The 26,089-nt window shown below is 62.8% G+C and carries 23 protein-coding genes; 12 read left to right on the top strand and 11 right to left on the bottom strand.

Translation table 11 applies throughout. The features are described from left to right. Positions 1-21 precede the first annotated feature (21 nt). Both AC0L2P_RS20570 and AC0L2P_RS20565 read left to right on the top strand, forming a co-directional pair. Positions 22-441, top strand: a complete 420-nt coding sequence (locus tag AC0L2P_RS20570; protein ID WP_473503469.1) for a hypothetical protein — start codon at positions 22-24, stop codon at positions 439-441. A 49-nt stretch (positions 442-490) separates the two neighbouring features. Then, positions 491-2,452 (top strand): acetyl/propionyl/methylcrotonyl-CoA carboxylase subunit alpha, encoded by a 1,962-nt coding sequence (locus tag AC0L2P_RS20565; RefSeq protein ID WP_473503467.1) that lies wholly within the window; start codon positions 491-493, stop codon positions 2,450-2,452. Positions 2,453-2,577: 125 nt separating this feature from the next. On the opposite strand, the gene AC0L2P_RS20560 is transcribed toward AC0L2P_RS20565, so the two are convergent. Next, positions 2,578-3,699, bottom strand: coding sequence for a branched-chain amino acid ABC transporter substrate-binding protein (locus AC0L2P_RS20560; RefSeq protein WP_473503465.1), 1,122 nt, complete (start codon positions 3,697-3,699; stop codon positions 2,578-2,580). Positions 3,700-4,089: 390 nt separating this feature from the next. Continuing rightward, on the bottom strand, positions 4,090-4,356 hold the full coding sequence (locus AC0L2P_RS20555; protein ID WP_010915070.1) for an SEL1-like repeat protein: 267 nt from the start codon (positions 4,354-4,356) through the stop codon (positions 4,090-4,092). A gap of 502 nt (positions 4,357-4,858) precedes the next feature. Here AC0L2P_RS20555 and AC0L2P_RS20550 point away from each other — a divergent pair. The 5 genes from AC0L2P_RS20550 to AC0L2P_RS20530 all read left to right on the top strand — a co-directional run bounded on the left by AC0L2P_RS20550 (position 4,859) and on the right by AC0L2P_RS20530 (position 8,454). Next, positions 4,859-5,161: a DUF2147 domain-containing protein gene (locus tag AC0L2P_RS20550; protein WP_473503463.1), complete on the top strand. Its 303-nt coding sequence runs from the start codon at positions 4,859-4,861 to the stop codon at positions 5,159-5,161. A 206-nt stretch (positions 5,162-5,367) separates the two neighbouring features. Then, positions 5,368-5,520, top strand: coding sequence for a hypothetical protein (locus AC0L2P_RS20545; protein WP_473503461.1), 153 nt, complete (start codon positions 5,368-5,370; stop codon positions 5,518-5,520). A gap of 29 nt (positions 5,521-5,549) precedes the next feature. Next, a complete protein-coding gene (locus tag AC0L2P_RS20540) occupies positions 5,550-5,744 on the top strand; it encodes a hypothetical protein (protein ID WP_473503459.1) in 195 nt (64 codons plus the stop codon). Between the two features lie 89 nt (positions 5,745-5,833). Next, the gene (locus AC0L2P_RS20535; RefSeq protein ID WP_473503458.1) at positions 5,834-7,336 is read left to right on the top strand and encodes an AMP nucleosidase; all 1,503 of its coding nucleotides are present in this window, start codon (positions 5,834-5,836) and stop codon (positions 7,334-7,336) included. 98 nt (positions 7,337-7,434) lie between these two features. Beyond that, entirely contained in the window at positions 7,435-8,454 is a 1,020-nt protein-coding gene (locus AC0L2P_RS20530) for an endonuclease/exonuclease/phosphatase family protein (protein WP_473503456.1), read from the top strand. A 31-nt stretch (positions 8,455-8,485) separates the two neighbouring features. Here the strand turns inward: AC0L2P_RS20530 and AC0L2P_RS20525 are convergent, their stop codons facing one another. From AC0L2P_RS20525 to AC0L2P_RS20515, 3 genes are all read right to left on the bottom strand, one after another. Then, positions 8,486-9,082 carry a DUF922 domain-containing protein gene (locus tag AC0L2P_RS20525; protein ID WP_473503684.1) on the bottom strand — a complete coding sequence of 199 codons (597 nt, stop codon included), beginning with the start codon at positions 9,080-9,082 and terminating at the stop codon, positions 8,486-8,488. A gap of 110 nt (positions 9,083-9,192) precedes the next feature. Further along, positions 9,193-10,872, bottom strand: a complete 1,680-nt coding sequence (locus tag AC0L2P_RS20520; RefSeq protein WP_473503454.1) for an electron transfer flavoprotein-ubiquinone oxidoreductase — start codon at positions 10,870-10,872, stop codon at positions 9,193-9,195. A gap of 105 nt (positions 10,873-10,977) precedes the next feature. Continuing rightward, on the bottom strand, positions 10,978-11,160 hold the full coding sequence (locus tag AC0L2P_RS20515; RefSeq protein ID WP_473503696.1) for a hypothetical protein: 183 nt from the start codon (positions 11,158-11,160) through the stop codon (positions 10,978-10,980). Between AC0L2P_RS20515 and AC0L2P_RS20510 the strand changes: the two genes are divergently transcribed. The 3 genes from AC0L2P_RS20510 to AC0L2P_RS20500 all read left to right on the top strand — a co-directional run bounded on the left by AC0L2P_RS20510 (position 11,111) and on the right by AC0L2P_RS20500 (position 13,589). Continuing rightward, positions 11,111-11,755 carry a hypothetical protein gene (locus AC0L2P_RS20510; RefSeq protein ID WP_473503452.1) on the top strand — a complete coding sequence of 215 codons (645 nt, stop codon included), beginning with the start codon at positions 11,111-11,113 and terminating at the stop codon, positions 11,753-11,755. The two genes, AC0L2P_RS20515 and AC0L2P_RS20510, sit on opposite strands and share 50 nt — an antisense overlap. Positions 11,756-11,792: 37 nt before the next feature. Then, positions 11,793-12,674, top strand: a complete 882-nt coding sequence (locus tag AC0L2P_RS20505) for a uracil-DNA glycosylase (RefSeq protein ID WP_473503451.1) — start codon at positions 11,793-11,795, stop codon at positions 12,672-12,674. Positions 12,675-12,770: 96 nt separating this feature from the next. Continuing rightward, positions 12,771-13,589: a helix-turn-helix domain-containing protein gene (locus AC0L2P_RS20500; protein WP_473503449.1), complete on the top strand. Its 819-nt coding sequence runs from the start codon at positions 12,771-12,773 to the stop codon at positions 13,587-13,589. On the opposite strand, the gene AC0L2P_RS20495 is transcribed toward AC0L2P_RS20500, so the two are convergent. Together AC0L2P_RS20495 and AC0L2P_RS20490 are read right to left on the bottom strand one after the other, a co-directional pair. After that, on the bottom strand, positions 13,590-14,567 hold the full coding sequence (locus AC0L2P_RS20495) for a DMT family transporter (RefSeq protein ID WP_473503447.1): 978 nt from the start codon (positions 14,565-14,567) through the stop codon (positions 13,590-13,592). Then, positions 14,564-14,788, bottom strand: a complete 225-nt coding sequence (locus tag AC0L2P_RS20490; protein WP_473503694.1) for a hypothetical protein — start codon at positions 14,786-14,788, stop codon at positions 14,564-14,566. Before AC0L2P_RS20490 ends, AC0L2P_RS20495 begins: the two co-directional genes overlap by 4 nt. A 150-nt stretch (positions 14,789-14,938) precedes the next feature. On the opposite strand from AC0L2P_RS20490, the gene pepN reads away from it, so the two are divergent. Continuing rightward, a complete protein-coding gene (gene pepN / locus AC0L2P_RS20485) occupies positions 14,939-17,584 on the top strand; it encodes an aminopeptidase N (protein WP_473503445.1) in 2,646 nt (881 codons plus the stop codon). A gap of 180 nt (positions 17,585-17,764) precedes the next feature. Then, positions 17,765-20,089, top strand: coding sequence for a PAS domain-containing sensor histidine kinase (locus AC0L2P_RS20480; protein ID WP_473503443.1), 2,325 nt, complete (start codon positions 17,765-17,767; stop codon positions 20,087-20,089). A gap of 52 nt (positions 20,090-20,141) precedes the next feature. On the opposite strand, the gene AC0L2P_RS20475 is transcribed toward AC0L2P_RS20480, so the two are convergent. The 4 genes from AC0L2P_RS20475 to AC0L2P_RS20460 all read right to left on the bottom strand — a co-directional run bounded on the left by AC0L2P_RS20475 (position 20,142) and on the right by AC0L2P_RS20460 (position 25,885). Further along, a complete protein-coding gene (locus tag AC0L2P_RS20475) occupies positions 20,142-20,621 on the bottom strand; it encodes an EF-hand domain-containing protein (protein ID WP_473503441.1) in 480 nt (159 codons plus the stop codon). Positions 20,622-20,768: 147 nt separating this feature from the next. Then, positions 20,769-23,735 (bottom strand): bifunctional [glutamine synthetase] adenylyltransferase/[glutamine synthetase]-adenylyl-L-tyrosine phosphorylase, encoded by a 2,967-nt coding sequence (locus tag AC0L2P_RS20470; protein WP_473503439.1) that lies wholly within the window; start codon positions 23,733-23,735, stop codon positions 20,769-20,771. Next, on the bottom strand, positions 23,735-25,204 hold the full coding sequence (locus tag AC0L2P_RS20465) for a sensor histidine kinase (RefSeq protein WP_473503437.1): 1,470 nt from the start codon (positions 25,202-25,204) through the stop codon (positions 23,735-23,737). The genes AC0L2P_RS20470 and AC0L2P_RS20465 overlap by 1 nt, the downstream gene beginning before the upstream one ends. 6 nt (positions 25,205-25,210) lie before the next feature. After that, positions 25,211-25,885 (bottom strand): response regulator transcription factor, encoded by a 675-nt coding sequence (locus AC0L2P_RS20460; protein ID WP_473503435.1) that lies wholly within the window; start codon positions 25,883-25,885, stop codon positions 25,211-25,213. Positions 25,886-26,089 lie beyond the last annotated feature (204 nt).

Below are 26,089 nucleotides of genomic sequence, written 5' to 3'. Positions count from 1 at the left end.
CGAACTGGCCGTACAGAAAAATTGTGGCTATTGCTGTTTTTCAACTTCAATGGGGCTTTGGCGAAGGTGAAACAGCAACTTTTCCAAAAAACTACTGCGGCGATACTTTCGGGGTTACTTATATTAGCTGCGCCAGGCATTGGCGCGGCGGGATCGCTGGCCGGAAGCGAAGGCGACAAGCGCTTTTCCCCACTTCTGCCTGGCAGCGCCAAAGACGAGTGTACCAAGGCCTACAAGGCCTATGTCGCTGCAAGCGGCCATTCTGCATACGCAACGACGTCTTTCGTGCGGGTCAGGGACGGTTACGTCCTGTGCGGCGCCCACTACAACGCATCGTCGCAAAAAGCGGCAGAGGACATGGCGATAAAATCCTGCCAGAGCGCACGGGCGCACCACAAGGTGGCAGCCGCCGGCAACTGTCAGGTCGCGGCTTCGAAGTAGACGTGCAAACGCCGATCCGGGACTGCCCGCGCCAAATCCGGGAGGCCCGATGTTCGCCAAGATCCTGATCGCCAACCGTGGCGAGATCGCCTGCCGGGTGATCCGCACCGCGCGGCGAATAGGCGTGCGCAGCGTCGCCGTCTATTCCGACGCCGACGCTCGCGCCTTGCATGTCGAAATGGCGGACGAAGCGGTGCATATCGGCGCCTCTCCCGCCACTGAAAGCTATCTGCGCGGCGACAAGATCATCGCGGCGGCTCTTGCCATGGGTGCCGAGGCCATTCATCCGGGCTACGGTTTTTTGTCGGAAGACCCTGATTTCGTCGACCAGGTCGCGGCCGCCGGGCTGATCTTCATCGGGCCATCGGCGGCCTCGATCCGTGCCATGGGATTGAAGGACGCGGCCAAGCGGCTGATGGAAAAAGCTGGCGTGCCTGTCGTTCCGGGCTACCATGGCGAAGCGCAGGAGATCGTGCTGCTCGCCTCCAAGGCGCGCGAGATCGGCTACCCCGTATTGATCAAGGCGCGCGCCGGCGGGGGCGGCAAGGGCATGCGGCGTGTCGAGCATCCCGATGATTTTTCGGAAGCACTGTCGGGCGCACGGCGCGAGGCGAAAGCCGCGTTCGGTGACGACCGCGTCTTGGTGGAAAAGTATGTCGACAAGCCGCGCCACATCGAAGTGCAGGTGTTTGGTGACAATTTCGGCAATGCCGTGCATCTTTACGAACGTGACTGCTCGGCCCAACGCCGCCACCAGAAGGTGATCGAGGAGGCGCCTGCCCCGGGCATGACGCCGGCACTGCGCAAGGCGATGACCGAGGCGGCGGTGAAAGCCGCCAAGGCAATTCACTATTCCGGCGCCGGTACCATCGAGTTCATCGTCGATGCCTCGCAAGGTCTGAAGGCCGACCGTTTCTGGTTCATTGAAATGAACACCCGCCTGCAGGTGGAGCATCCCGTCACCGAAATGGTCACCGGCGTCGATCTGGTCGAGTGGCAGTTGCGGGTAGCCTCGGGCGAAAAACTGCCGAAGACGCAGAGCGAGATCGCGCTCTCCGGCCACGCCTTCGAGGCGCGCATCTATGCCGAGGACGCGGCAAGAGGGTTTTTGCCGGCGACCGGCACCTTGCACCATCTAAAATTTCCGCAACCGGCGCCCGAAGGTGCGAGCTTGCGCATCGAAACCGGTGTGCGCGCCGGTGATGCGATCTCGCCGTTTTACGATCCGATGATCGCCAAGCTGGTCATCCATGGCAAGGACAGGCGGGCGGCGCTCACGGCACTTGGCGCGGCGCTGTCGCAGACCGAGATCGCCGGCTCGACGGTCAACACTGGCTTTCTTGCCGCGCTGGCCGCTGATGCGGATTTTGCGGCGGGCGATGTCGATACCGGCCTGATCGCCAGGCATCAGCAGGCGTTAACGGCGGTTTCGCCGCCGAGCGGCGAGACGATCGCGGCCGCGGCACTTGCCGCGTCCGGTGCGGGCGACTTGCCGTCTTCGGACGATCCCTGGTCGTCGCTGGCCGGCTATGCGCATTTCCATGCTGTAGCGCGGCGCACGCTGCTGAAGTTCGGCGACCAGGAGATCGGCGCGCGCGTATCGGTGCGGCCGGACGGACGGTTCGAGGTGGCGCTGGATACGCCCTATGACAGCGTCAATTCGCATGATCTTCGCGCGGCGCCTCGCGTCGCCCGCTGGCCGGGGCACGTCACGGTCTTCGATGGCGCAATCGGCTACGGTTTTGCCGTGCCGGATCCACTGACGCGAGCCGACGAAGCCGCCGCCGCTTCCGGCAGCCTGCGCGCGCCAATGCCCGGCCTGGTCAAATTGGTGCGTGCAGCCAAAGGCGAGTCCGTGGTCAAGGGCCAGATGCTGCTGATCCTGGAGGCGATGAAGATGGAGCACACCATTGCCGCCCCCCATGACGGGGTTATCGCCGAGATTGCTGCCGAAGGCGCGCAGGTCACCGACGGGACCGTGCTGGTTCGCTTTGCCGAGGAACCCAGCTGATTGCTGTTTCCCTATCCACGAAGTGATCTCGAACGCGCCAGAAAGGCGTCGCCAATACAAAATGGCCGGGGTTTTGACCCCGGCCATGTTCGATTACAACAGCGCGTCTTGCGGCGCCGCGTCGATCACGGCTGGATCGGCGCGTATTTGCCGTCGTGCCACCGGTTGATGTCGTAGCTGGCGTTCTTGAGGTCGCCCTTCTCGTCGAAGGTGACCGGACCGACAACCGTGCTGATCGGCTGGCCGTTCTTCAACGCCTCGGCGACTTTTGCCGGATCGTCGCTGCCGGCGCGTTTGATGCCTTCGGCGAAGGCTTGGATCACCGCATAGGAAAACAGCGTGAAGCCCTCCGGCACGAAGCCGCCGGCCTTGATCTTGGCGATGGCTTCCTTGGCTTCGGGTTTCGCCTGCGGATCCGACGGGAAGACGAACATGGTGCCTTCGCCGGCCGGACCGGCAACCTGCCAGAATTCCGGCGTGGCTATCGAGTCCGGCATGATCAGCTGATACTTCAGGTTCTGTTCCGCCGACTGGCGCAGGATGAGGCCGGCTTCGGGGTGATAGCCGCCGAAATAGACGACGTCAGGCTTCAGGTCCTTGAGCTTGGTGACAAGCGCCGCGTAATCCTTTTCACCGGCGTTGATGCCTTCATACATGACCTCCTTGAGACCACCCGCATTCATCGTCGCCTTGACGGCGTCGGCTACGCCCTGTCCGTAGGCGCTCTTGTCATGCAGGATGACGACGTTTTTGCCGGTATATTTCTTGGCGATCCACGGACCGATGAAGGCGCCTTGCGCATCATCGCGCGTGTAGAGACGCATGATCGTCGGCCAGCCGGCCTTCGCCGCCGCATCGGTCAGCACCGGGTTCGACGAAGCCGGGCTCATCATCAGCGCGCCGGCTTCGGCATAGACGGCAGAGGCCGGGATGCTGGAGCCCGAACAGGCATGGCCGTCGATGAACTTGACACCATTGGCGACGATGCGGTTGGCGACCGAAACCGCCTGCTTCGGATCGCACTGGTCGTCCTCGATGTCGAGTTTGACCTGGCGGCCATCGACGCCGCCGGCCGCGTTGATCGCGTCGGCAGCGGCTTGCGCTCCGTGCTTGAACTGATCGCCGATGGTGGCAAGCTGACCGGTCATCGGTCCGACCACCGAAAAGGTGATGTCATCGGCGAAGGCGACCGGCGCGGTCATCATCAGGCCAAATATGGCTGCGCTCAAAATACTGATTTTCTTCATGGTGCCATAACTCCTCCACTCTCGCGCGGCCCTCCCGGCCGCGCCTCTTCCAGAGTGGCGGGAGAATTTCATCCTTCACCGGGGCTGTCTAGACGCATCGCCGGCACTCGATTGGGCCTGCAACGCTGTCCCAAAGACAAAGCCGCGCCAGCCTTGTTCCGGCCGGTCGCGGCTTTTGTCATCGAGCTTCCCCCAACACATCGGCGTGAGGATCCGCTCGCCTTCCCTGTTTTGTCCAGTTTATTGCACGGCTCGTCCGCCGTGTTCTCATCTTGTTTGCCCAGCCGTCTTGCGCGGCCTTGATTTCTCGGGCCCGGCCGTCTGCGCGGCCTTGATCCGAAGCGTCCCTGTGATGAACTCAGTACCCCCGTGGAGTCGATGCCGGCGAATTCAGTGCATCGTCATCCATTCGCGGGCTTCGCGCAGCGCCTTGGCGATCTCGACCTTCGACATGGCGGCCGACAATTCAGAGCGCAGTTCCGCGGCGCGGGCCGAGCCCTTGATCGCGGCGATGTTGAACCATTTGTGGGCGGCGACGACATCGGTCTCGCAATCGCGGCCGGTCGCATACATCATTCCCAACTCGAAAAGAATATCGGCCTGGGCAGTTGCCCCCATGGCGCCGAAGCCGGCTTCAAGCATTTCAAAACGTGCCATTTCAAATCCCCTGTTCTGGCTCCCGAGAGCTGTCTCCGTCTGTCCCTCGGTGTCCTTGATTACCTTCGGGGGCGGCCGCTCTTTCGATGCTTTCGAGAATGCCGCGGAGGCTTGAATCCGTCGTTAAATGGCGTGCTTAATTTGAGGAAAAGAAAGCTAAAACAAGAGGTAAACGCGAAAATTCGTTAAGGATACAAAGCCAGCAATCGCGCCGGTTTGCATAAAATTTGAAGAAAACTTGCAAGGCGCGGATCAAGACTCCGCTAACCACAGAAGACAAAGACGTTGTGCGGCCCGTTTCATTTTTCGCCGGCGCGGCCGTTCGGGAGCGGGCAAAAACCCACAACCCCTTCCGTCGCGGCACTGCTTTTGTTTTTCCGGGAGCTGGACTAGCTTACGTTTGCGTAAGGGGCGGCAGACAGCCGGGACGGAGCCCGATTGGGCTTGCCTGAGGGAGGAAAGATATGTTTCGAGTGAGCCTGGCCTCGCGGCCGCAATAATGATGACCGGCGCGGCATGGGCCGATCCGATCGAAGGCAATTGGAAAACGCAAGCCGGATCGATCGCCGCCATTTCGGGTGGCGGCGGGGCATTTTCGATCACGCTCAAATCCGGCAAATTTGCCGGCAAGCAAATCGGTTCGCTGAAGGTGGCCGGCGACAACAAATATGCGGGCACCATAACCGACCCGGAAACCGACAAGACCTATTCAGGCAAGGCTTCGCTTTCCGGCAGTTCACTCAAGATGAGCGGCTGCGTGTTTGGCGGGCTGATCTGCAAGAGCCAGACCTGGCACAAGCTCTGATCGTGCCTCTCCTGCCGTAGTGAGCGGGCAGTCGGCCCCGTTTTCGTGTTATCGGCCTCGCAGCCACGGTGTCGCCCTAGGTCCCTGCTTTCAAGGCGGCCCTCTCAGAGATCATCACCCATTTTGAACCCCAGATGAACGGCGCTATCAGAGCCGGTTCAGCCGGGGCAAGGCATTGTCATGCGTGTTGAAGGAGACACCGCGCAATGCTTGCCCGCCGCTTCACCATCGTCTGCCTGCTGATGAGCCTGTTCGGCATGTTGTTCGCCGTCCTTGTCGCCGAAGCCGGCCGCCCGGCCCGCGCCTGGGACCTTGCCATTTCCTGCCGGCTCGGTTGCCCGAACCAGCTTCGCCACTGAACCCGACACGAGATATTGAAACCCACGCCATGACCCGCCTCACAGCCAATGTCGTCAAGACCCTTCGGCTTCTGCCGCGGACTGCGCTCATCCTGATGCTTCTGGCGGCCCCGGTCCTGGCCGTGCCGACGATGCGCACCGATGCCGGTTCGACCATCGAGGCGCCTGCGCTGAGGAAGTCCGGCGTCGGCTTTGTGCTGCTGGTCAGCTTGCGGCGCGGCTAATTAGGCCGCCGGAAAGAAAAACGGCCACAGCGCGTCCTGAGACCGCCTTACCCCCTCCCAACGGCGCACCCAACTCTCTATATTGGGTCATGGAAAAGCGAATCTATCCCCGAGCCATTGAATCTGTCGTTACGCCGGAGCCGTTTAGCCGACAGAGCTTCGACGATGCCAAGAAGGCGGTCGCCGCCTTGCAGGTGCTTTACGACCGCAATACCAAGTTCCTGCGCAATTCATTTACCGCTCTCGCCGCGGGCGGTGACAACAACAAGCGCTACCGGGCCTTCTATCCGGAGATCGGCGTCACCACGAGTTCGTTCACCCAAATTGACTCGAGGCAGGCCTATGGCCATATGCCGACGCCGGGGCATTTCTCAACCACCATCACCCAGCCTGCCCTTTTCGAGAGCTATCTCACCGAACAGCTTCGGCTGATCATGCGCAACCACGGCGTTCCCGTCACGGTTTCGGAATCGACCACTCCCGTCCCGCTGCATTTCGCCTTTCTAGAAGGCACGCATATCGACGGCGCCGCTGCGGAGCGCATCAAACGGCCGATCCGTGACCTGTTCGACGTGCCGGATCTCGACGGCACCGACGACCAGATCGCCAACGGCACGTTCGAAGTGGCATTGGGCGAAGCAAGACCGCTGGCGCCGTTCACCGCGCAGCGCATCGACTATTCACTGCATCGGATGTCGCATTATACGGCGACCAGTCCTCAGCATTTCCAGAATTTCGTGCTGTTCACCAACTACCAGTTCTACATCGACGAGTTCGTCGCCCGCGCACGCGAATTAATGGCCAATGGCGGTGACGGATATGTCGAGTTCGTCGAGCCGGGCAATATCGTGACCAAAGTCGGGGACAGCGCGCCCGGTGAGGGTGCTGCGCCGCCTCGCCTGCCGCAGATGCCGGCCTATCATCTGAAGAAGCCGAACCATGGCGGCATCACCATGGTCAATATCGGCGTTGGCCCTTCCAACGCCAAGACGATCACCGACCACATCGCGGTGCTCCGGCCGCATGCGTGGGTGATGCTCGGCCATTGCGCCGGCCTGCGCAACACGCAGGCGCTGGGGGATTATGTGCTGGCGCATGCCTATGTGCGGGAAGACCATGTCCTCGACGACGATCTTCCGGTCTGGGTGCCGATCCCGCCGCTAGCCGAAATCCAGGTGGCGCTGCAGGAAGCGGTGGCCGAGGTCACCGGGCTTTCCGGCTACGACCTCAAGCGGATCATGCGTACCGGCACCGTCGCCACTATCGACAACCGCAATTGGGAGCTGCGCGACCAGCGCGGGCCGGTGCAGCGGCTGTCGCAGTCGCGGGCGATCGCGCTCGATATGGAATCGGCGACGATCGCAGCAAACGGCTTCCGCTTCCGGGTGCCCTATGGCACGCTGCTTTGCGTATCCGACAAGCCGCTGCATGGCGAATTGAAGTTGCCGGGCATGGCAACCGAGTTCTACAAGCGGCAAGTAGCGCAGCACCTGACCATCGGCATCAGGGCGATGGAGAAGCTGGCTGAAATGCCGATGGAGCGGCTGCATTCGCGCAAGCTCAGGAGCTTCTCGGAAACCGCCTTCCAGTAAATGCCGAATCCCATGTGTCGGTCCAGGTCAGGACATTTCGTCATCTTGATTGAGCCGCATTTCTGCCGATAGACAAAGCGATGGCACGTGTTCGGGACATGACGGTTGCACTGGCATTCGTCGCAACGCTTGCACTCTCGGCCGCGCTGGTGGCCGGGTTCTTCGGATCGCTGCATCCGGCCCTCGATTCCTTTGCTCATTTCCGCGTCCATTTTTCGGTGCTGATGGCGCTTTGCGCGCTGCCGTTGTTCGCCACCTCGTTTCGCCTGCAGGCTGCGGCCGCATTGCTGTTTGCGGTGGCCGCGTTTGCCACCACGTCGAACGCCTTGTCGCTTTCGCGGCTATGGCAGGTGCAGGCCGCCTACGAAGCCAACCCCGGTGGCGGGGCGGTCTACCGCCTGCTGCAGATGAACCTCAGATTCAACAATCCAACGCCTGAGAAGGTGCTGTCGCTGATCGGCCGGACCCAGCCTGATGTGATCACCCTCGACGAGGTGTCCGAAATGTGGAAGGCAAAGCTTGGACTGCTGTCCGGCGCCTATCCCCACCGGATCCTCTGTCCCTATCCCAATGGCGTGTTCGGCGTTGCGCTGCTGTCCAGACGACCGTTTGCCATAGGCAGGGAGCCGCACTGCGACAGCCGCGGCGCGATGGCGATCGCCACTGTCGATTTCAGCGGAACCGACGTCGATGTCGCCGCCATCCACCTCACCTGGCCATGGCCGCACAACCAATCACGGCAGATCGGCGGATTGTCTGACGAAATCGCCTCGCTTGGCGAGACGTCAATCCTGGCAGGCGACTGCAACGCAGCGCCATGGAGCGCCGCCGTCCGGCGCGTCGCATCGCTTGGCAAGCTGACTGTAATGCCGTCGGTCGGGCCGACCTGGCTCTACAGAAGGCTGCCGGATTTCCTGCGCTTCGCCGGACTGCCGATCGACCAGGTTTTCAGCAAGGGCGCTATCATCATCCGTTCGGCGTCGAAGCTGGAAGACACCGGCTCGGACCATCTGCCGGTGCTGGTGGAGTTTTCGCTACGGTCGGATGAACAAAAACCGCTCGACGAGCACCAGACGGCGACCGCGCTTGCGGCGCAGCCTGGCCGGACGCGAAGCTGAAAATCCGCAGTTCCAATCTCGACCTGGCTTATTATTGGCCCACGAAAGCGCGGATGAGGTGCTCGACAGGGCCGCCATCGCGATGCTCGCGCGCGTCGAAGGCCTTCTGCTTTGCTTCATATTCGGCATAGATGGCATTGATCCGGCGCTTCGCCTCGCGACGTGCCTCGAAACATTGCGGGTCATCACCGACTGTCAGCCCCCGAACCGACTTTTCGCTGGCCCGCATCATCTGTCTGGCGATGCGGCCATGGGTCTCTTCATGGGCGCGGACGCCAGCGAAGAACCGCTTCCAGCGCTTCTGCAGCGCAGGCGATGTGGCTGAGACTAGTTGGGGATAGGTATAGAAGAGGTTGAGCGTCCCGTTGGCCTGGCGCAGGCGGCAGACGCCGTTTTCCCGATGGGCATCGAAGGTCCAATCATCGACGCTGTAGCCGGTCTGCGCGATGGCGTGGGTCATGAAGCCGTGCTTCGGCCCACTGCGATCCATGGCCTCGATCAGGGCCGCGCCGGTGGTTCCGGCAATGTTGTAAGTTCGTGTCTTGACCAGCACCTTAGTGCCGGCCAAGGCTGCAGGGGCGCACAACGCCCCGATGGCCACAACGCTCGTCAGAACTGCCAGGCGCATTTTCCTTCCTCCCTGTCGCCAGAGAAAGGAAACACAGGCAGGCGGTTTATTCAACAATCCTACGGTTGCGCTGCTCCTCATCTTGTTTGGTCCGGAACAAACCTTGTGACTTACATGTTCTGGTAGACTGGGCCCTCGCCGCCCTGTGGCGGCACCCAATTTATGTTCTGGTTGGGGTCTTTGATATCGCAAGTCTTGCAGTGCACGCAGTTCTGCGCGTTGATGACGAAGCGCACATCCTTGGCGGCAGGATCGGCGGCGGCATTGCCGTCCTTGTCGACCCATTCGTAGACGCTTGCCGGGCAGTAACGCGTCGAGGGCCCCGCATAGACGTCATGCTCGGAGCGCTTCTGCAGGTCCATGTCGGCGACGAGCAGATGCACCGGCTCGTTCTCCTCGTGGTTGGTATTGGACAGGAACACCGACGACAGCCGGTCGAAGGTCAGCACCCCGTCCGGCTTGGGGTAGGCGATCTTCTGGTGCGCGGCGGCCGGTTCCAGCGTGGCGTAGTCGGCCCTGCCATGCTTCATCGTGCCGAAGGGCGAGAAGCCGAACAGCGTGTTCAGCCACATGTCGAGGCCGCCAAGGCCGACGCCGACAATGGTGCCGAAGCGCGACCATAGCGGTTTGACGTTGCGCACTTTCTTCAGGTCCTTGCCGATATCGGTGGCGCGCCAGGCGGCCTCGTATGAGGCCAGCTCGTCATTGGCGCGGCCGGCGGCTATCGCATCACAGACATGCTCGGCCGCCAGCATTCCGGAGAGCACGGCATTGTGCGAGCCCTTGATGCGCGGCACGTTGACGAAGCCGGCCGAGCAGCCGATCAGCGCACCGCCGGGGAAGGACAGTTTCGGCACCGACTGCCAGCCGCCTTCGGTGATGGCGCGGGCACCATAGCCCAGCCGCTTGGCACCCTCGAACGTCCCGCGGATGGCCGGATGGGTCTTGAAGCGCTGGAACTCGTCAAAGGGCGACAGGTAGGGGTTCTTGTAATTCAGGTGAACGACGAAGCCGACTGCCACCTGGTTGTCCTCGAGATGGTAGAGGAAGGAGCCGCCGCCGGTCTTCATATCGAGCGGCCAGCCGAAGGAATGCTGGACAAGGCCCGGCCGGTGGTTTTCCGGTTTGACCTGCCAGAGTTCCTTGAGGCCGATGCCGTATTTTCCTGGCTCACGACCGTCGGAAAGGTGGTATTTGGCGATCAGCTGCTTGGCGAGCGAGCCGCGCGCGCCCTCGCCGATCAAGACATATTTGCCCATCAGCGCCATGCCCGGCGCAAAGCCCGGACCATGCGTGCCGTCCTTCTCGACGCCCATGTCGCCGGTGACGACGCCAGTCACCGCACCGGCCTCATTGTACAGCAAGCCGGCAGCGGCGAAGCCCGGATAGATCTCGACGCCCAACGCTTCGGCCTTTGTCGCCAGCCAGCGGCAGACATTGCCGAGCGAGACGATGTAGTTGCCGTGATTGTTCATCAGCGGCGGCATCAGGATATTGGGCAGACGGAACGAACCGGCGGGGCCGAGAGCCAGGAAATGGTCGTCGGTGACCGGTGTCCTGAAGGGATGACCCTCCTCCTCGCGCCAGCCGGGCAGCAGCCGGTCGATGCCGATCGGATCGACGACGGCGCCGGACAGAATATGCGCGCCGACTTCGCCACCCTTTTCCAGCACGACGACGGAAAGCTCGGGATTGACCTGCTTGAGACGGATCGCGGCGGCAAGGCCGGCCGGGCCGGCGCCGACGATGACCACGTCGAATTCCATGCTTTCGCGTTCGATATCGCTCATCGACCCCTCACTGGCTCGCTATTCCCGGCATCTTGCTGGCTCACGGGCTGCATAGCGCATCAAATAGCGACGGGAAACCGGCGCGGACTGACAATACCGATTTCGTCAAAAAGTCGCGTCCTGTCGCACAGATTCGTGGTGGCGAGCATCAATCTTCAATCCTATGCTGTTTGCACAGATATGTCGCACCGATGTTTTTAATTGTTCGACGGCTTGCTTATCGGCCATACTTCCCGCCATGCGCATATTCGGGCCGGCTGGCTTTTCATCAACGCGCTTTTTTTTCACGCCCGGCCGGATTTGCCGAGCGGCGCTCTTGGCGCTTCTGCCTCTGGCGGGCGCCGATGCCCATGCCGGCCAGCAACTGGTCTGGGCGACCGGCGCCTATTCCTTTTCCGACGAGCGCGGCGGCTTCCGCATCACCGGGGCTTCCGGAATCGGCACGAAGGAGGATCCGCTGGTCGTCACCGAAGAGCTGAATTCAGCGACACCGGTAACGCTGGCCATTCGCACGACAAAGCCGATCCAGCCGTTCGGCAAGGCGGGAGACTTCGCCAATGGGTTAATGTACATGCGGATCGACGTGCTCAACAATAGCGGCCAGGCCTGGGTCGAATTCCAGTTCGAACTTCAGGAGATCCTCGATCAGCCGAGCGTGTTCGGCGACGGGCTGTCGTTCGACCAGCGCAACAAGACGCCTGAAAATATCTGGTCGACCAGCTACGCCGATTTCGACCGCAATTTCGAACCCTATGACCGCCTGCTGTTCAAGAACGGCAAGATTGATCCGCTGAAGACCGCGAGTTTCTATTTCCTGATCACCGACTACACGCCGCGCTGGACGTTCTATCTGGTGCAGGATCCGCGCATACCGTCGAGCTGAACTTGCAAATTCAAGCTCCCCGACCGAATGTGAAACCATGAATGCCGCCCCCCGCAATAACCGAGCCGATCTCGCCGAGCTGCTGGCCTTCTACGCCAGCGCCGGCGTCGATGAAGCACTTGAAGAACAGCCGGTAAACAGGTTTGCGGAGGCCAGGCTGCCGGAGCGGGTGCCTGCGGCGGCCGCTATGCCGGCCGGTGAAAATGCGGCGCCGCAACGCTCGACGAGCGTGTCGCGCGCCGAAATGGGCGAGAGACCGAATACGGCACCGGCAGTGCGAACATCCCCGGCTATGTCAACGGTGCCCGACGAGGCGCAATCGGCGTTGGCGCGGCAACTGGCGAGATCGGCAGCAAGCCTCGACGAGCTTCGCCACCACATGGCGGCATTCGACGGCTGTAATCTTAAATTCACCGCCAAGAACCTGGTGTTCGCGGACGGCAATCCGACTGCCGCGGTGATGCTGGTCGGCGAAGCGCCGGGCCGCGACGAAGATTTAGAGGGGCTGCCCTTCGTCGGCCGCTCGGGCCGACTGCTCGACCGCATGCTGGCCGCGATCGGCCTTGACCGGACATCTGCCTACATCGCCAACGTGATTCCCTGGCGGCCGCCGGGCAACCGCACGCCGACGCCGCACGAGACCGAGATCTGCCGGCCGTTCATCGAGCGGCAGATCGAACTGGTCAATCCGAAGGTGCTGGTCAACCTCGGCGGCCCGTCGGCAAAGACCCTGCTCAACACCTCCGACGGCATATTGCGGCTGCGCGGCAACTGGCGCGTCCACACCACGCCGTCTGGCGTCGCCATTCCCGCCATGCCGACCCTGCATCCGGCCTATTTGTTGAGAACGACGGCGCATAAGAAGCTGGCGTGGCGGGATTTCCTCGAAGTGAAGGCGAAGCTGGCGTCACTTAGCTGACAGCCGGCGCTTCCTCGCCCGCCAAAGCGGTGGAGACGAAGCGCAATAACCTCGCAGGTAATAGAAATGCGATCGCTGCGGGCATAGGCTGCGGTCATGACAGCAGCCCAGACCTCCGCCGGCAGCCTTATTCGCGAATGGCGTACACGCCGGCGCATGAGCCAGCTCGACCTTGCTATGGAGGCCGAGATCTCGCAGCGGCATCTGAGTTTCGTGGAAAGCGGCCGCGCCGCACCCTCGCGTGATATGGTGCTGCATCTGGCAGAACAGCTTTCGATCCCGCTCAGGCAGCGCAACCAGCTTCTGCTGGCCGCCGGCTTCGCCCCGAGCTTCAGCGAACGGCCACTTGACGATGCCTCGATGGCACCGGCGATGGCTGCGGTCGAGACCGTGCTAAAGGCGCACGAGCCGTTCCCGGCGCTCGCCGTCGACTGGCATTGGAACCTGGTGTCGGCGAACGCCGCCATCGGTCCGTTCCTGGCCAATGTCGCCGATGCCTCCCTGCTGAAACCGCCGGTCAACGTGTTGCGCCTCAGTCTGCATCCCGGTGGCATCGCGCCGCGCATCGTCAACCTTGCTGAATGGCGCACACATCTTCTGGAGCGGCTGAAACAGCAGAACGACGCTACCGCCGATCCGGTGCTGGTCGAGCTCGAGCGCGAGCTTCGGGCCTATCCGTCCGGCCTCAAAGGCAGCCGGGCGGCGCCGGTCGAGCCGAACGCGATCGTCCATCCGCTCAAGCTTGCCCATGGCGACACGGTGCTGTCGTTCATCAGCACCATCACCGTGTTCGGCACGCCGGTCGACGTGACGCTGTCGGAGCTGGCGATCGAATCTTTTTTCCCCGCCGACGAGCAGACGCGGGCGGTGCTGATGCGGCTGGCGAAAGAGCGGACCGACACAGCGAAGGGCTGATCACCCTTCCGGCGCGACGGCCTTGCGGGTGCGGGTGCGTTCGAGACCCAGCTGGCGCTCGCGCCAGATGATGAAAATTCCCGCCGCAACCACGATCATGCCGCCGACCAGCATGTTGATCGTGGCGACGTCGCCAAAGACCAGATAGCCGACGACGACACCGAGGATCATCGAAGTGTATTCGAAGGGTGCCACGACGGAAGCCTCGGCATGGCGATAGGCCGAGGTCATCAGGATCTGGCCGAGCCCGCCGCAAAAACCCGCGGCAATCAGAAGCCCCGCCTGCGCTGGCGTCAGCGCCTGCCAGCCGAATGGCAGCGAAAGCAGCGCCATGACGCTCGCGGTTACCGAAAACCACAGCACGATGGTCGCCGTCCGCTCGCTCTGGACGAGGTTGCGAACCAGGAGCATGGCGATGGCCGAGATCGCCGCGGCTATGAGGGCCGCGATGACGCCGAGCACCTCCTGATCGCCAAGGGCAGCGCCCGAACCGAGCAGCGTCAGTTCCGGCCATGAGATGATCAGCACCCCGACCAAGCCGACGGCAACCGCACTCCAGCGATAGATGCGGATGGCTTCGCCGAGGAAGATCGAACTGAACACCACGACCAGCAGCGGCTGCGCGTAGTTCAGCGTGATCGCCTCCGGCAGCGGCAACCGCGTCAGCGCGAAGAAGCCGAGCCCCATGGCACAGACACCGACGACGCCGCGCGCAATGTGGTTGAGCGGGCGCTTTGTCGAAAAGGCGGTTCCGAGTTTTCCCTGGAAGGCGAGGAAGGCGATGATCGGAAAGATGGCAAAGAAGGAGCGGAAGAAGACGATCTGGCCCGCCGGCACGGTGCCCGCCGCCTTGATGCAGGACGACATGCCGACGAAGACGGCCACCGAGACGATCTTGAGCAAGATCCCGGTCAGCGTGCTGTGCTCGCCGGCAAGGTCGCCGGCTGCAAGCGCTGGCAAATCCGGTCTGGCTGTCACGCCCCTTTTGCTTCCTCGATCGCCGCCCAGATGAGCGCCGGCGTTGCCGGCATGTCGATATGCCTGATGCCGTAAGCGCGGCAGAGCGCGTCAGTCACCGCATTGAGCGCGGCAGGCGTCGACCCGATCGTACCCGCCTCCCCGGCGCCTTTGATGAAGGCCTGATCCTCGCGACGCAACACGGAGGCGCTCATCCCGAATTTCGGCGTGACGACGGTCATGGAAGCCTCGCGATGATGCTTGGGAAATGATCGCCTGAAATAGACGTCGCTGCAGTTTTGTCGAGGGAGTGTTTCGTGTAAAGAGCGCAGACTTCAAATTATTTGGACCAGCGGACCCGCCGCTCCCGGATCGACAGGAAAAATCAAGGAATGCGCACCGATACCGGCCAGGTCTTCAAGCTCGAAGACTATCGCCCCAGTGATTATCTCATTCCGGAAACCAGCCTGACTTTCCGCCTTTCGCCTGAAGCAACGCATGTCACCGCCGTGCTGACGGTCGAACGCCGCGACGGGATTGCGGCGTCGGTGCCGCTGGTGCTTGATGGGGACGGGCTGACGCTGCGCAGCATCGCCATCGACGGCCAGGAACCGAGCCCTGCGGATTTTCTCGCCACGCCCGATCAACTGACAATCATCAGCCCACCTGCCACAAGCCGCTTCCAACTGAGAATCGAAACCGTGCTGGCGCCGGCGCGGAACGAAGCGCTGATGGGCCTCTATCGCTCCAGCGACGTCTATTGCACGCAATGCGAGGCCGAAGGCTTTCGCCGCATCACTTATTTCCTCGACCGCCCCGACATCCTGTCGGTCTATACGGTGCGCATCGAAGCTCAGCGCCATGAGGCGCCGCTGCTTTTGTCCAACGGCAACCCGGCCGGCGGCGGCGAGCTTGCCGACGGCTGGCACTATGCTGTCTGGCACGACCCCTTTCCCAAGCCGTCCTATTTGTTTGCGCTGGTGGCGGGCGACCTCGGCAAGATCTCGGACAGCTTCGTTACCCTGTCCGGCCGCAAGGTCGAGCTCGGAATCTATGTCGAACCGGGCAAGGAGAGGCTCGCCGGCTACGCGATGGACGCTTTGAAACGGTCGATGAAATGGGACGAGGAGGCATTCGGCCGCGAATACGACCTCGATGTCTTCAACATCGTCGCCGTGTCGGACTTCAACATGGGCGCAATGGAGAACAAGGGTCTCAACATCTTCAACGACAAGTACGTTCTGGCCGACCAGGAAACCGCGACCGACGCCGATTTCGCCAATATCGAGGCCATCATCGCGCATGAGTACTTTCACAATTGGACAGGCAACAGAATCACTTGCCGCGACTGGTTCCAGCTTTGCCTGAAGGAAGGGCTGACCGTTTTCCGCGACCACGAATTCTCGGCCGATCAGCGCTCGCGTGCCGTCAAGCGCATAGCCGAGGTTCGTACGCTGCGCGCCCATCAGTTTCCCGAGGATCAAGGGCCGCTGGCGCATCCGGTGCGGCCGCGCCGCTACCGCGAGATCAACAATTTCTACACGGCGACGGTCTACGAAAAGGGCTCGGAAGTCGTGCGCATGATCCACACTATCCTTGGCGCCGAGACGTTCCGCGCCGGCATGGACCTCTACTTCGAACGTCACGACGGCCAGGCGGCGACGATCGAAGACTTCATCAAGGTGTTCGAAGACGTCTCAGGTCGCGACCTGTCGCAGTTTTCGCTGTGGTATCATCAGGCCGGTACGCCGAACCTGACCGTCAGTTCGGCGTATGATCCGGCGGCGCGGGAATTCACGCTCGAGATCGAGCAGTCGGTGCCACCAACGCCGTCGGAAAGCCGCAAGCGGCTGATGCACATTCCGCTTGCCTTCGGTCTGGTCGGCGCCGGCGGCGAGGCGATAGCCCATAGCGGCGTCGAAGGGGCGAATGTCGAGGACGGCGTCATCCATATCCGCAAACGCCGCCATGTCGTCAGGTTTTCCGGGATTGCCGAGCGGCCGGCCATGTCGCTCAACCGCGGCTTTTCGGCGCCGGTGACGCTTTCGGTCGAGCAGCGGCCGGACGACCAGTTTTTTCTGGCCGGCCACGACAGCGACGCCTTCTCGCGCTGGCAGGCGTTCAACACGCTTTTGACCGATGCGCTGATTGCAGCCTTCCGCCAGATCCTGGACCACAGGCAACCCGAGTTCAGTGCCCGGCTGACCGAGCTCGCCGGCAAGATAGCCGGCGACGAAGCACTTGAACCCGCCTATCGGGCACTGGCGCTGGCGCTGCCCGGCGAGGCCGATATTGCTCGCGACATCGGCAGGAACATTGACCCCGACGCCATTTTTGCGGCGCGCGAGGCGCTGGCGGTTGCGATCGCCGAGGCCAACAGCGAAATATTCTCCAAGTTTTACGATCGGCTCGCCGACAATGGCCCGTTCAGCCCTGACGCGGCCAGTGCCGGGCGGCGGGCGCTACGCAATGTCCTGCTGGATTATTTCTGCTTGCTGCCGGGAGGCGCGGAACTCGCTGCCAGGCACTTCCAATCGGCGACCAACATGACGGATCGTGCCGCGGCGTTGACCGTGCTTGCGCACCGTCACCGCGGCTCACCGGAGGCGACCGAGGCACTGGCCGATTTCGAGGCGAAGTATTTAACCGATCCGCTGGTCATGGACAAATGGTTCCAGATCCAGGCCAGTGTGCCCGGCCCGCAAACCGTCGACGCGGTGCGCGCCTTGACTGGCCACCCAGCGTTCTCGATGGCCAACCCGAACCGGGTACGCGCGCTCATCGGTACGTTTTCCAGCGCCAACCAGACCGGCTTCCATCGCGCCGACGGCGAGGGCTACCGGCTTTTCGTCGAAACGGTGCTGCAGGTCGAAAAACGCAACCCGCAGGTGGCCGCCAGGCTGGCGACGGCGCTCAGGTCGTGGCGCTCGCTCGAACCGCTGCGGCAGGCCAAGGCAAGGGAGGCGTTGCTTTCAATTGCCAATACCGAGAAGCTGTCCGCCGATTTGCGAGACATCGTCGAGCGCACCCTGGCCTGACAACTCGCCAGCTCATCACCACAACGCCATCCCACCCGAAAACCAGTTATTTTAGTCGATTTTTAATCTTTTTTCACCGCGCCTCTGGACAAGGCGAATCACCTTTGATTCTTTAGTGACGATTCGGAAGTGCGGCGTCGCCGGATCGTCAAGCGGGACAGAAATCGGGGAGTGCCATTTATGGCAAAGGCGGACGCGTGGGGCGCGCCCGGTGGGACGGCTTTTGAGCGGCGCGAGGCGCGAAGCGACGGTCTCGCAGGCAATACGCGGTTCATCGCCGAACCTGCCTACCGACGGCTGCTGGCGGCCGAGCCGCTATTGCGGCGATCGATACCGGCCCTCATCATCATGTTTCTATTGATCATTGCAGTACTGCGCTTTCTGTCGCTGATGAACGAGCGCGACGAGATCGAGCGCGACGCCAAGGCGATCCTCGCGCTTGCCGCCGGCCAACTGGCCAGTTCGATCGCTGCCGACGCGACCGTTTCCGCGCCCGGCCCGATCCAGGACCTGCTGGAGAGCACCGGTCGTCAGGGCGCGATGGGCCGAAGCCATGTACTGGCGATCACCGACAGCGCCTTCAAGATCATTGCCGTATCGCCGCAGTCGATGCACTGGGAGGGGCGATCGCTCGATGGCGTCGTGCAGGGCGGCCAGCCGCTGTTCATGTTCGGCGACCGCGCCGGGGTGATGGAGGTCAGCATCGGCGGAGAGGACTGGTACGCGGCAGTGAGCCTGGCGAATGGCCAAAGGGGTGCCGCGGCAGCCTTCGTGCCGCAGGAGGCAGTTTTTGACGCCTGGCGCAAGACGGTCTCGCTCAACGTCACGCTCTTCGTTTTGACGGCCGGCGTGCTGATCATCATCCTCTACGCCTATTTCAGCCAGGCGGCGCGTGCGCAGGCCGCCGACCGCATCTATCTCGAAGCCCACCAGCGCATCGACATGGCGCTGGTGCGCGGCCGCTGCGGCCTGTGGGACTGGGACATGGTGCGCGGCAAGATGTACTGGTCGCGCTCGATGTACGACATGCTGGGCTACGAGCCTTGCGACACGATGCTGTCGTTCGGCGAAGTCGACGAAATCATTCATCCCGAGGACGGCGATCTGTTCGAACTCGCCAACAGGATCGTCGCACGCGAGATCGACCATATCGACCAGGTGTTCCGGATGCGCCATGCCGACGGGCAGTGGGTTTGGATGCGCGCAAGAGCACAGGTTATCGACCCGGAAGCGCCGGAGATCCAGCTGATCGGCATCGCCGTCGACGTCACCGAGCAGCGGCACCTGGCGCTGCGATCCGAAGCGGCGGACCTGCGCCTGAGGACGGCCATCGAAAACATCAACGAATCCTTCGTGCTGTGGGATTCGTCCGAGCGCCTGATCATGTGCAATTCCAAATACCAGCAGGACAACGGCCTGTCGGATCGCGACGTGATGCTGGGCGCTCCGCGCGCCGTGCTGGAAGAACGCATGCTGGCCTTCGCCTCGGAGCGGCGGCTTGCCAATACCAACGGACCGCAGGGGGGCGTGACCTTCGAGCGGCAGCTTGCCGACGGCCGCTGGCTGCAGGTGAACGAGTTGCGGACAAGGGACGGCGGCACTGTCTCGGTCGGCTCCGACATCACCCAGATCAAATTGCACCAGGAGAAACTCGTCGATAGCGAGCGCCGGCTGATGGCGACGATTCATGACCTCAGCCTCGCCCGTCGGGCGGAGGAAGAACGCGCCCGCGAACTTGTCGAGCTCAACCGCGAATACATGAAGGAAACCGAACGGGCCGAAGCGGCAAACCGGGCCAAATCCGAATTTCTGGCCAACATGTCGCACGAGTTGCGTACCCCGCTCAACGCGATCATCGGCTTTTCTGAACTGATGGAACAGGCTTTGTTCGGGCCGCTGGGTTCGCCGCGCTACGAAGAGTATGCCACCGACATCAACGGCAGCGGCAAATATCTGCTCGGTGTAATCAACGACATCCTGGACATGTCGAAGATCGAAGCCGGCCAGTTCTCGCTGGATCAGGAGGAAATCGATCTTTGTCCGTTGATCAGGGAGACGGTTCGCGTCGTCTCGCTGCAGGCGGCGCAAAAATCGATCACGGTCGAAACTCGTATCGCCGATTCGCTGACGCTGTTCGCCGACCGCAGGGCGATCAAGCAGATCCTCATCAACCTTCTGTCCAATGCAGTGAAGTTCACCGGGCAAGGCGGCCACATCTCGGTCAGAGCCCGCAGCATTTCCAGCGCGCTGATCCTGACGATCGAGGACAATGGCTGCGGCATCCCGAAGGCGGCGCTGAGCAAGCTCGGGCGGCCATTCGAACAGGTGCAAAACCAATTCTCCAAGAGCCATGCCGGCTCCGGCCTCGGCCTCGCCATCTCGCGCTCGCTGGCCGAGCTTCAGGGTGGCGCATTGAAGATCCGTTCGACCGAAAGCATCGGCACGATCGTCTCGGTACGCATCCCGATCAAGAAAGCCGCGATGGCGGTCAGGGCGGCCGCCTGAAACCGCAAACTAAGTCTCCGGCGGCTCGCGCCGCCGGAGCGGTTGTCAATTCTCACTGCATGCCGTCAGCGCCGTCATTACCCTCGCCATCCCATTGGTGGTGACGGCCGGGACCCTTCGGCAGTTCGTTCTTCTCGATCTTACCGTCATTGTCGCGGTCGAGCATGGCGAAGACCTTCTTCTGACGACTGGTGATATCGTCGGCAGTCAGCGTGCCGTCGCCCTTGGTGTCGTAACGGGCGATGATGCGCCTGGCCATCTGCTCGAAGCGGGCCTTCTCCAGTGCGTCGGCGAGCTGTGCCACGGTCAGCTTGCCGCCATTGTCGGGGACCATCTTCTTCAGCCGTGCGTTCATGGCGTCGGAGAATTGGTCGAAGGTGATGGTGCCGTCATTGTCCTTCATGACCTTGCCGAGTCGCATCATCATGCCGTCGCGCGGCCCGGCACCGGAGTGCTCGTCTGCATAGGCAGCGGTGCCGACGGCGCCGGCCAGGGCTGCGAAAACGAGTGCAAGTCTGGTTGTCTTTCTCATGGTCTTCTCCTGTTGCATCGTCACCCCCGATGCTAGAGCGGCGGACCTTCAATCCCCCGCTCTATCTCTTTGATTGAACATCGGGACCTGCCAAAAACAGGTTCGCAATTTTGGGTCCGATGCTCTCGCCCGTACGGCTGGTTGCTGTCACGGTTGTTTCGCACGAAGCAGAAGGTCAAAATTCTTTCTGACCTTCTGCGACGTCTCCTTGAGATGCGCTTCGAGCACCCCGAAATCCGGCACGTCGGTGACCGCCAGAAGCAGATCCGAAAGCCCTGGCGGAACATCGTCGCGTTCGAACGCGCCGATGAGGCAAAGCCGTATCATCTGGGTCAGCGCCAGATAGAGCGAATAGGCATCCACCAATTCCTGCCTGACCTGGGCGCCGGCGAAATCCGGCGCCAGGCGCGACAGGATCTCCGCCGTGCCGGTGACCCTGCGGCCTGCCTCGATCTTTCCCGTGATCAGCGCAACCTGGGCAATGAATTCGAGATCGATGAGGCCGCCCGGGATCAGCTTGATGTCCCAGGGATCGCGCGGCGGCTTCTCCTTGTCGACCATGGCGCGCATCTCGGATGCCTCGGCCATCACCTTGGCTGGATCGCGCGGCAGAGCGAGCACTGCGGCAACTTCCCCTTCGACCTCGCGGCAGAGCTCGGCATCGCCGCCGATCGTGCGGGCCCGCGCCAGCGCCATGTGCTCCCACGTCCAGGCGTCCTGGCGCTGATACTTTTTGAACGCATCGACATGCGTGGCCACCGGCCCCTTGTTACCGGACGGCCGCAGGCGAAGGTCGAGCTCGTAGAGCACGCCCTCGGCTGTCGGCGCGGAAACGGCGGCGATCAGCCGCTGCGTCAGCCGGCTGTAGTAATGCGACGGGGCAAGCGGCTTGTCGCCATCGGACTCCTCGGCGTCGGCGTCGTGATCGTAGAGCAGGATGAGGTCGACGTCGGAACCCGCCGTCAATTCGCGGCTGCCGAGCTTGCCCATGCCGAGCAGTGCGACCCTGCCGCCCGCAATATAGCCATGACGCAACGCGAATTCCGCCGTCACCGCCTGCAACGCCGCCTCGATGGTCAGGTCGGCGAGATCGGAAAAGGCGCGGCCAGCGCGCGGCGGATCGATCGACCCGGCAAGCAGCCTGACGCCGATCAGGAATTTTTGCTCCGAAGCAAAGATGCGCAGCCGGTCGAGCACGTCCTCATAGGCCCTGTCGCCTTCGAGAAAGGCGGCAAGGCGCGCCGACAGATAGGCGCGGTTGGGCAGTTCGCTCAGCAGCGCCGGATCGAGCAAGCCATCGAAGACATGCGGCCGGCGCGTGATGATGGCGGCCAGCCGCGGTGCCGCGCCCATGATCGTCGCCATCAGCTTCAGCAACGCCGGATTCGACTGCAGCAGCGAAAACAGCTGGATGCCGGCAGGCAGGCCGGCAAGGAATTCGTCGAAGCGGATCACCGCCTCGTCCGCCCGCCGCGTCTGGCCGAAGGCTTGCAGCAGCGCCGGCGTCAGTTCGGTCAGCCGCTCGCGCGCTTCCGCCGACCGGGTGACACGGTAGCGGCCGAAGTGCCAGCCGCGGATAACCCGGCAGATGTCGCTCGGCCGCTGGAAGCCGAGCCGCTGCAGGGTCTGCAAGGTGTCGGGATCGTCGACGTCGCCGGTAAAGACCAGATTGCCGATGCCGGCCGAAAGCTCCGGCGCGGTCTCAAACAGCGCTGCATAGTGGCGCTCGATCTGGTGGAGTGCGGCGCGGAACGCTTCGGCAAAGCCTGCCGCATCGAAAAAGCCCAGCATGCGGGCGATGCGCTCCAGCCCCTCCTCGTCCTCCGGCAGGATATGCGTCTGCTCGTCGGCAACCATCTGGATGGCGTGTTCGACCCGGCGCAGGAACCAGTATTGCCTGGCGAGCGCATCGCGCGCGTCGGCGGTGATCCAGCCGCGCGCAGCGAGTTCGCCGAGCATCGGAACGGTCTCGCGGCCGCGCAGTTCGGCAAAGCGGCCGCCGGCGATGAGCTGCTGGGTCTGGACGAAGAACTCGATCTCGCGGATGCCGCCGCGGCCGAGCTTGACGTTGTGGCCCTTGACCGCGACCTCGCCATGGCCCTTGTGGGCGTGGATCTGGCGCTTGATCGAATGGACGTCAGCAATCGCCGCATAGTCCATATATTTGCGCCAGATATAGGGCTGCAGTTCCTTCAGGAACGCGGCGCCGGCGGCAACATCGCCGGCCACCGGGCGCGCCTTGATCATGGCGGCGCGCTCCCAGTTCTGGCCGCGCGCCTCGTAGTAGCGCAGCGCCGCCTCGACCGGGATCGCCAGCGGCGTCGAGCCGGGGTCGGGACGAAGCCTGAGATCGGTGCGGAAGACGTAACCGTGCTCGGTGCGGTCCTGGAGGATACGGACCAGCCGGCGCGTCAGGCGCGAAAACAGCTCTGTGGCATCGAGCGGATCGACGACGGCTGGCGCATCGGGGTCGAAGAAGACGACGAGGTCGATGTCGGAGGAGAAGTTCAACTCATGCGCGCCGAGCTTGCCCATGCCGAGCAGGATCCAGCCCGAGCGTCGCGCCGGATTTTTGGGATCCGGCAATCTGAGCTTGCCTTGCTCATGCGCGTCGCGGAGCAGGAAATCGACGGCCGCACGCGTGCAGGCCTCGGCAAGCTCGCTCAGTCGCCGTACCGTCAGCGAGGTCTCGGCCTCGCCGGCGAGATCGGCCAAGGCGATCAGGAAATGCGCCTCCGCCTTCAATTGACGCAGCTCCATCATCAGGCTGCTTTCGGAGACGGCCTCTGCGCGTGCTGCCTTGTCAACCGCGGCGCCGATCGATGACAGCCGCGTCCCGACCGTCTCGTCAAAAAGCGCATCGAGTATCCGTGGCCGGCGGCGCGCGGTATCGCGCAGGAACGGCGACAGGTCGAACACGGCTGCGAGGAAATCCTGGACGACCCCTTTGCCTGCCAAGAATTTCGCCAGTCGCGGCAGTTCTTTTTGACGAGCGGCGTCGGCGATCTCCGATAATTCCTGCCTGGCGCGGCCTGCATCCAGCGGAACGAGCTTTAGCGCGGGCTTCAACAGCCAGGCCGTTTCCAGGCGTCGCACTGCCATCCTCGCCACCATCAGCGATCCTCCCGCCCGGGAAAACTCATGACGACCGACAATCCGGGATTGCCGGGCAGAAGCTCAAGCCGTCCATTGTGGAACGTCATGATCGCCTTGGCGAGGCTCAAGCCAAGGCCGGAACCCGGCTGCGAGCGGCTCTTTTCCAGCCGCACGAAACGCTCGGTCACCCTGGCGCGGTCGACATCGTCGGGAATGCCCTGGCCGTTGTCGGAGACGGCGAGCCTGATCTCGCTACCGACACGCTCCAGCGTCACGCGAACCGTAGGCCTGGAGGTCGAGTCGGTCGAATATTTGATCGCGTTGTCGACGATGTTGGACAGCGCCTGGCCGATCAGCTCGCGATTGCCATTGACGGCGAACGAATCTTGCACCGAAGTTTCGAGCGACACGCCCGCCTCCTCCGCCACCGGCTCGTAGAGTTCGACGACGTCGTGCACGGCAGCGGCTAGATCAACCCTGGTGGTGCTTTCGGAGGAATAGCCGGCCTCCAGCCGCGAGATCATCAGGATGGCGTTGAAGGTTTTTATCAGCTGATCGGATTCGGCGATCGTTCCTTCCAGCGCCTGTCGGTAGTCGCTGGTGTTGTGCTTGCCGGAAAGCGTCGCCTCGGCGCGATTGCGCAGCCTGGTCAGCGGCGTCTTCAAGTCGTGGGCGATATTGTCGGAGACCTGCCTCAGGCCCTCATTGAGAGTGGCGATCCTGGCCAGCATGGAATTGAGGTTTTCCGACAGCCGGTCGAACTCGTCGCCGGCGCCGGTGACCGGCAGCCGGCCGGAAAGATCGCCGCCCATAATGCGGCGGCTCGCCTCCGACACGCTGTCGATGCGCTTCAGCGCCGCGCGCCCGACGAAGAACCAGATCAGCAGCCCGCCGACGCCCATCATGCCGAGCGCCAGCATCAAGGCGCGGCGAATGACGGCGCGGAAGCGCTCCGGCTCGCCGAGGTCGCGGCCGACCAGCATGATCATCTGGTTGGGCAGGCGCAGCACCAGGGCAATGGCGTTGTGACCTTTCTCGCCTTCGGCCTGGACTTCGCTCTGGGCGGGCTCGTTCGGGTCGGAGACCGGGTTGCGCTGCCGCTCGAGCTCGCCCTCGCCGAAGCGGCGGTAGGAGAACGGTTCGGTGGTCCAGCCCTCTGCCTCGATCACGCCCGGCTCCAGGCTCTGCACGTTGCCGGTCAGGATCTGGCCGTTGACATCGGCGATCAGATAGAGGTTGGCGCCGGGCTGGCGGGAGCGCTGCTCGACGACGCGGACCAGCACCGGCAGGCCGCCGCGCTGATAGGCGCGGGCAAGGCCGAGTACCTCGTCATTGATCGTCTCCTGCGTCTGGGCGGTCAGCATGCGCGCCGAGAGCGAGGTCATGTACAAGACCAGCAGCACCGCGCACAGCGCAAAAAGTAGAAGATAAAGCGCCGAAAGCCGCGCTGCCGTCGTCTTCATGATGGCCGGCACGGAAAGAGCCATGGGGTTCTAGCCGCTTTTCAGCATATAGCCGGCGCCGCGAACCGTGTGCAGGATTGGCTTGTCGAAGCCCTTCTCGATCTTGCCCCGCAGCCGCGAGATATGAACGTCGATAACGTTGGTCTGCGGATCGAAATGGTAGTCCCAGACGTTCTCGAGCAGCATGGTGCGTGTCACCACCTGGCCGGCGTGGCGCATCAAATATTCGAGCAGGCGGAACTCGCGCGGCTGCAGCGTTATCTCGCGCCCGGCGCGCCGCACCGAATGCGACAGCCGGTCGAGTTCGAGATCGCCGACCCGGTAGACGGTTTCGGCCTCCCTGGCGCTGGCGCGGCGGTTCAGCACCTCGACGCGGGCGAGCAGTTCGGAAAAGGCGTAGGGCTTGGTCAGATAGTCGTCGCCGCCGGCGCGCAGACCAGTGACCCGGTCGTCGACTTCGCCGAGCGCCGACAGGATCAGCACGGGCGTCGTGTTGCCTCTGGACCTGAGCCCGGCAATGACGGACAGGCCGTCGCGGCGCGGCATCAGGCGGTCGACGACCATGACATCATAGTCGCCGGAATCGGCGAGCGCGAAGCCGGTTTCGCCGTCGCCCGCGACATGGGCGGTATGGCCAGCCTCGGCGAACGCCTTCTGCAGGTAGTCGGCTGCCTCGCGATCGTCTTCTATGACGAGAATCTTCATGGAACCGTTATACGCGATTTCGCTGGAAGATTGAGTGGCCGGCATATGCATCGGGGCCTTCTCCATGGCGTATCGCGAACAAAGTGATTCAGGGATACGCGGTAAGTCTTTGTTTTAGCATGCCGTAGCCTAAAGTATCCGTTTTGATCAAGGGGTTTTAGGGGCCCATTTTCTCTGCGCCTTGAGGAGAGCGTTTGCGAGGAT

Source organism: Mesorhizobium sp. WSM4836 (assembly GCF_055811815.1).
Note: the sequence above shows the minus strand (reverse complement) of the source record. Positions and strands in the feature narration are given on the sequence as shown.

Excerpts from the sequence above, each read along its gene's own strand:
- AC0L2P_RS20565 (WP_473503467.1), top strand. The coding sequence starts at position 491 with ATGTTCGCCAAGATCCTGATCGCCAACCGTGGCGAGATCGCCTGCCGG.
- AC0L2P_RS20560 (WP_473503465.1), bottom strand. The coding sequence starts at position 3,699 with ATGAAGAAAATCAGTATTTTGAGCGCAGCCATATTTGGCCTGATGATG.
- AC0L2P_RS20555 (WP_010915070.1), bottom strand. The coding sequence starts at position 4,356 with ATGGCACGTTTTGAAATGCTTGAAGCCGGCTTCGGCGCCATGGGGGCA.
- AC0L2P_RS20550 (WP_473503463.1), top strand. The coding sequence starts at position 4,859 with ATGACCGGCGCGGCATGGGCCGATCCGATCGAAGGCAATTGGAAAACG.
- AC0L2P_RS20545 (WP_473503461.1), top strand. The coding sequence starts at position 5,368 with ATGCTTGCCCGCCGCTTCACCATCGTCTGCCTGCTGATGAGCCTGTTC.
- AC0L2P_RS20540 (WP_473503459.1), top strand. The coding sequence starts at position 5,550 with ATGACCCGCCTCACAGCCAATGTCGTCAAGACCCTTCGGCTTCTGCCG.
- AC0L2P_RS20535 (WP_473503458.1), top strand. The coding sequence starts at position 5,834 with ATGGAAAAGCGAATCTATCCCCGAGCCATTGAATCTGTCGTTACGCCG.
- AC0L2P_RS20530 (WP_473503456.1), top strand. The coding sequence starts at position 7,435 with ATGACGGTTGCACTGGCATTCGTCGCAACGCTTGCACTCTCGGCCGCG.
- AC0L2P_RS20525 (WP_473503684.1), bottom strand. The coding sequence starts at position 9,082 with ATGCGCCTGGCAGTTCTGACGAGCGTTGTGGCCATCGGGGCGTTGTGC.
- AC0L2P_RS20520 (WP_473503454.1), bottom strand. The coding sequence starts at position 10,872 with ATGAGCGATATCGAACGCGAAAGCATGGAATTCGACGTGGTCATCGTC.
- AC0L2P_RS20510 (WP_473503452.1), top strand. The coding sequence starts at position 11,111 with ATGCGCATATTCGGGCCGGCTGGCTTTTCATCAACGCGCTTTTTTTTC.
- AC0L2P_RS20505 (WP_473503451.1), top strand. The coding sequence starts at position 11,793 with ATGAATGCCGCCCCCCGCAATAACCGAGCCGATCTCGCCGAGCTGCTG.
- AC0L2P_RS20500 (WP_473503449.1), top strand. The coding sequence starts at position 12,771 with ATGACAGCAGCCCAGACCTCCGCCGGCAGCCTTATTCGCGAATGGCGT.
- AC0L2P_RS20490 (WP_473503694.1), bottom strand. The coding sequence starts at position 14,788 with ATGACCGTCGTCACGCCGAAATTCGGGATGAGCGCCTCCGTGTTGCGT.
- pepN (WP_473503445.1), top strand. The coding sequence starts at position 14,939 with ATGCGCACCGATACCGGCCAGGTCTTCAAGCTCGAAGACTATCGCCCC.
- AC0L2P_RS20480 (WP_473503443.1), top strand. The coding sequence starts at position 17,765 with ATGGCAAAGGCGGACGCGTGGGGCGCGCCCGGTGGGACGGCTTTTGAG.
- AC0L2P_RS20475 (WP_473503441.1), bottom strand. The coding sequence starts at position 20,621 with ATGAGAAAGACAACCAGACTTGCACTCGTTTTCGCAGCCCTGGCCGGC.
- AC0L2P_RS20470 (WP_473503439.1), bottom strand. The coding sequence starts at position 23,735 with ATGGTGGCGAGGATGGCAGTGCGACGCCTGGAAACGGCCTGGCTGTTG.
- AC0L2P_RS20465 (WP_473503437.1), bottom strand. The coding sequence starts at position 25,204 with ATGGCTCTTTCCGTGCCGGCCATCATGAAGACGACGGCAGCGCGGCTT.
- AC0L2P_RS20460 (WP_473503435.1), bottom strand. The coding sequence starts at position 25,885 with ATGAAGATTCTCGTCATAGAAGACGATCGCGAGGCAGCCGACTACCTG.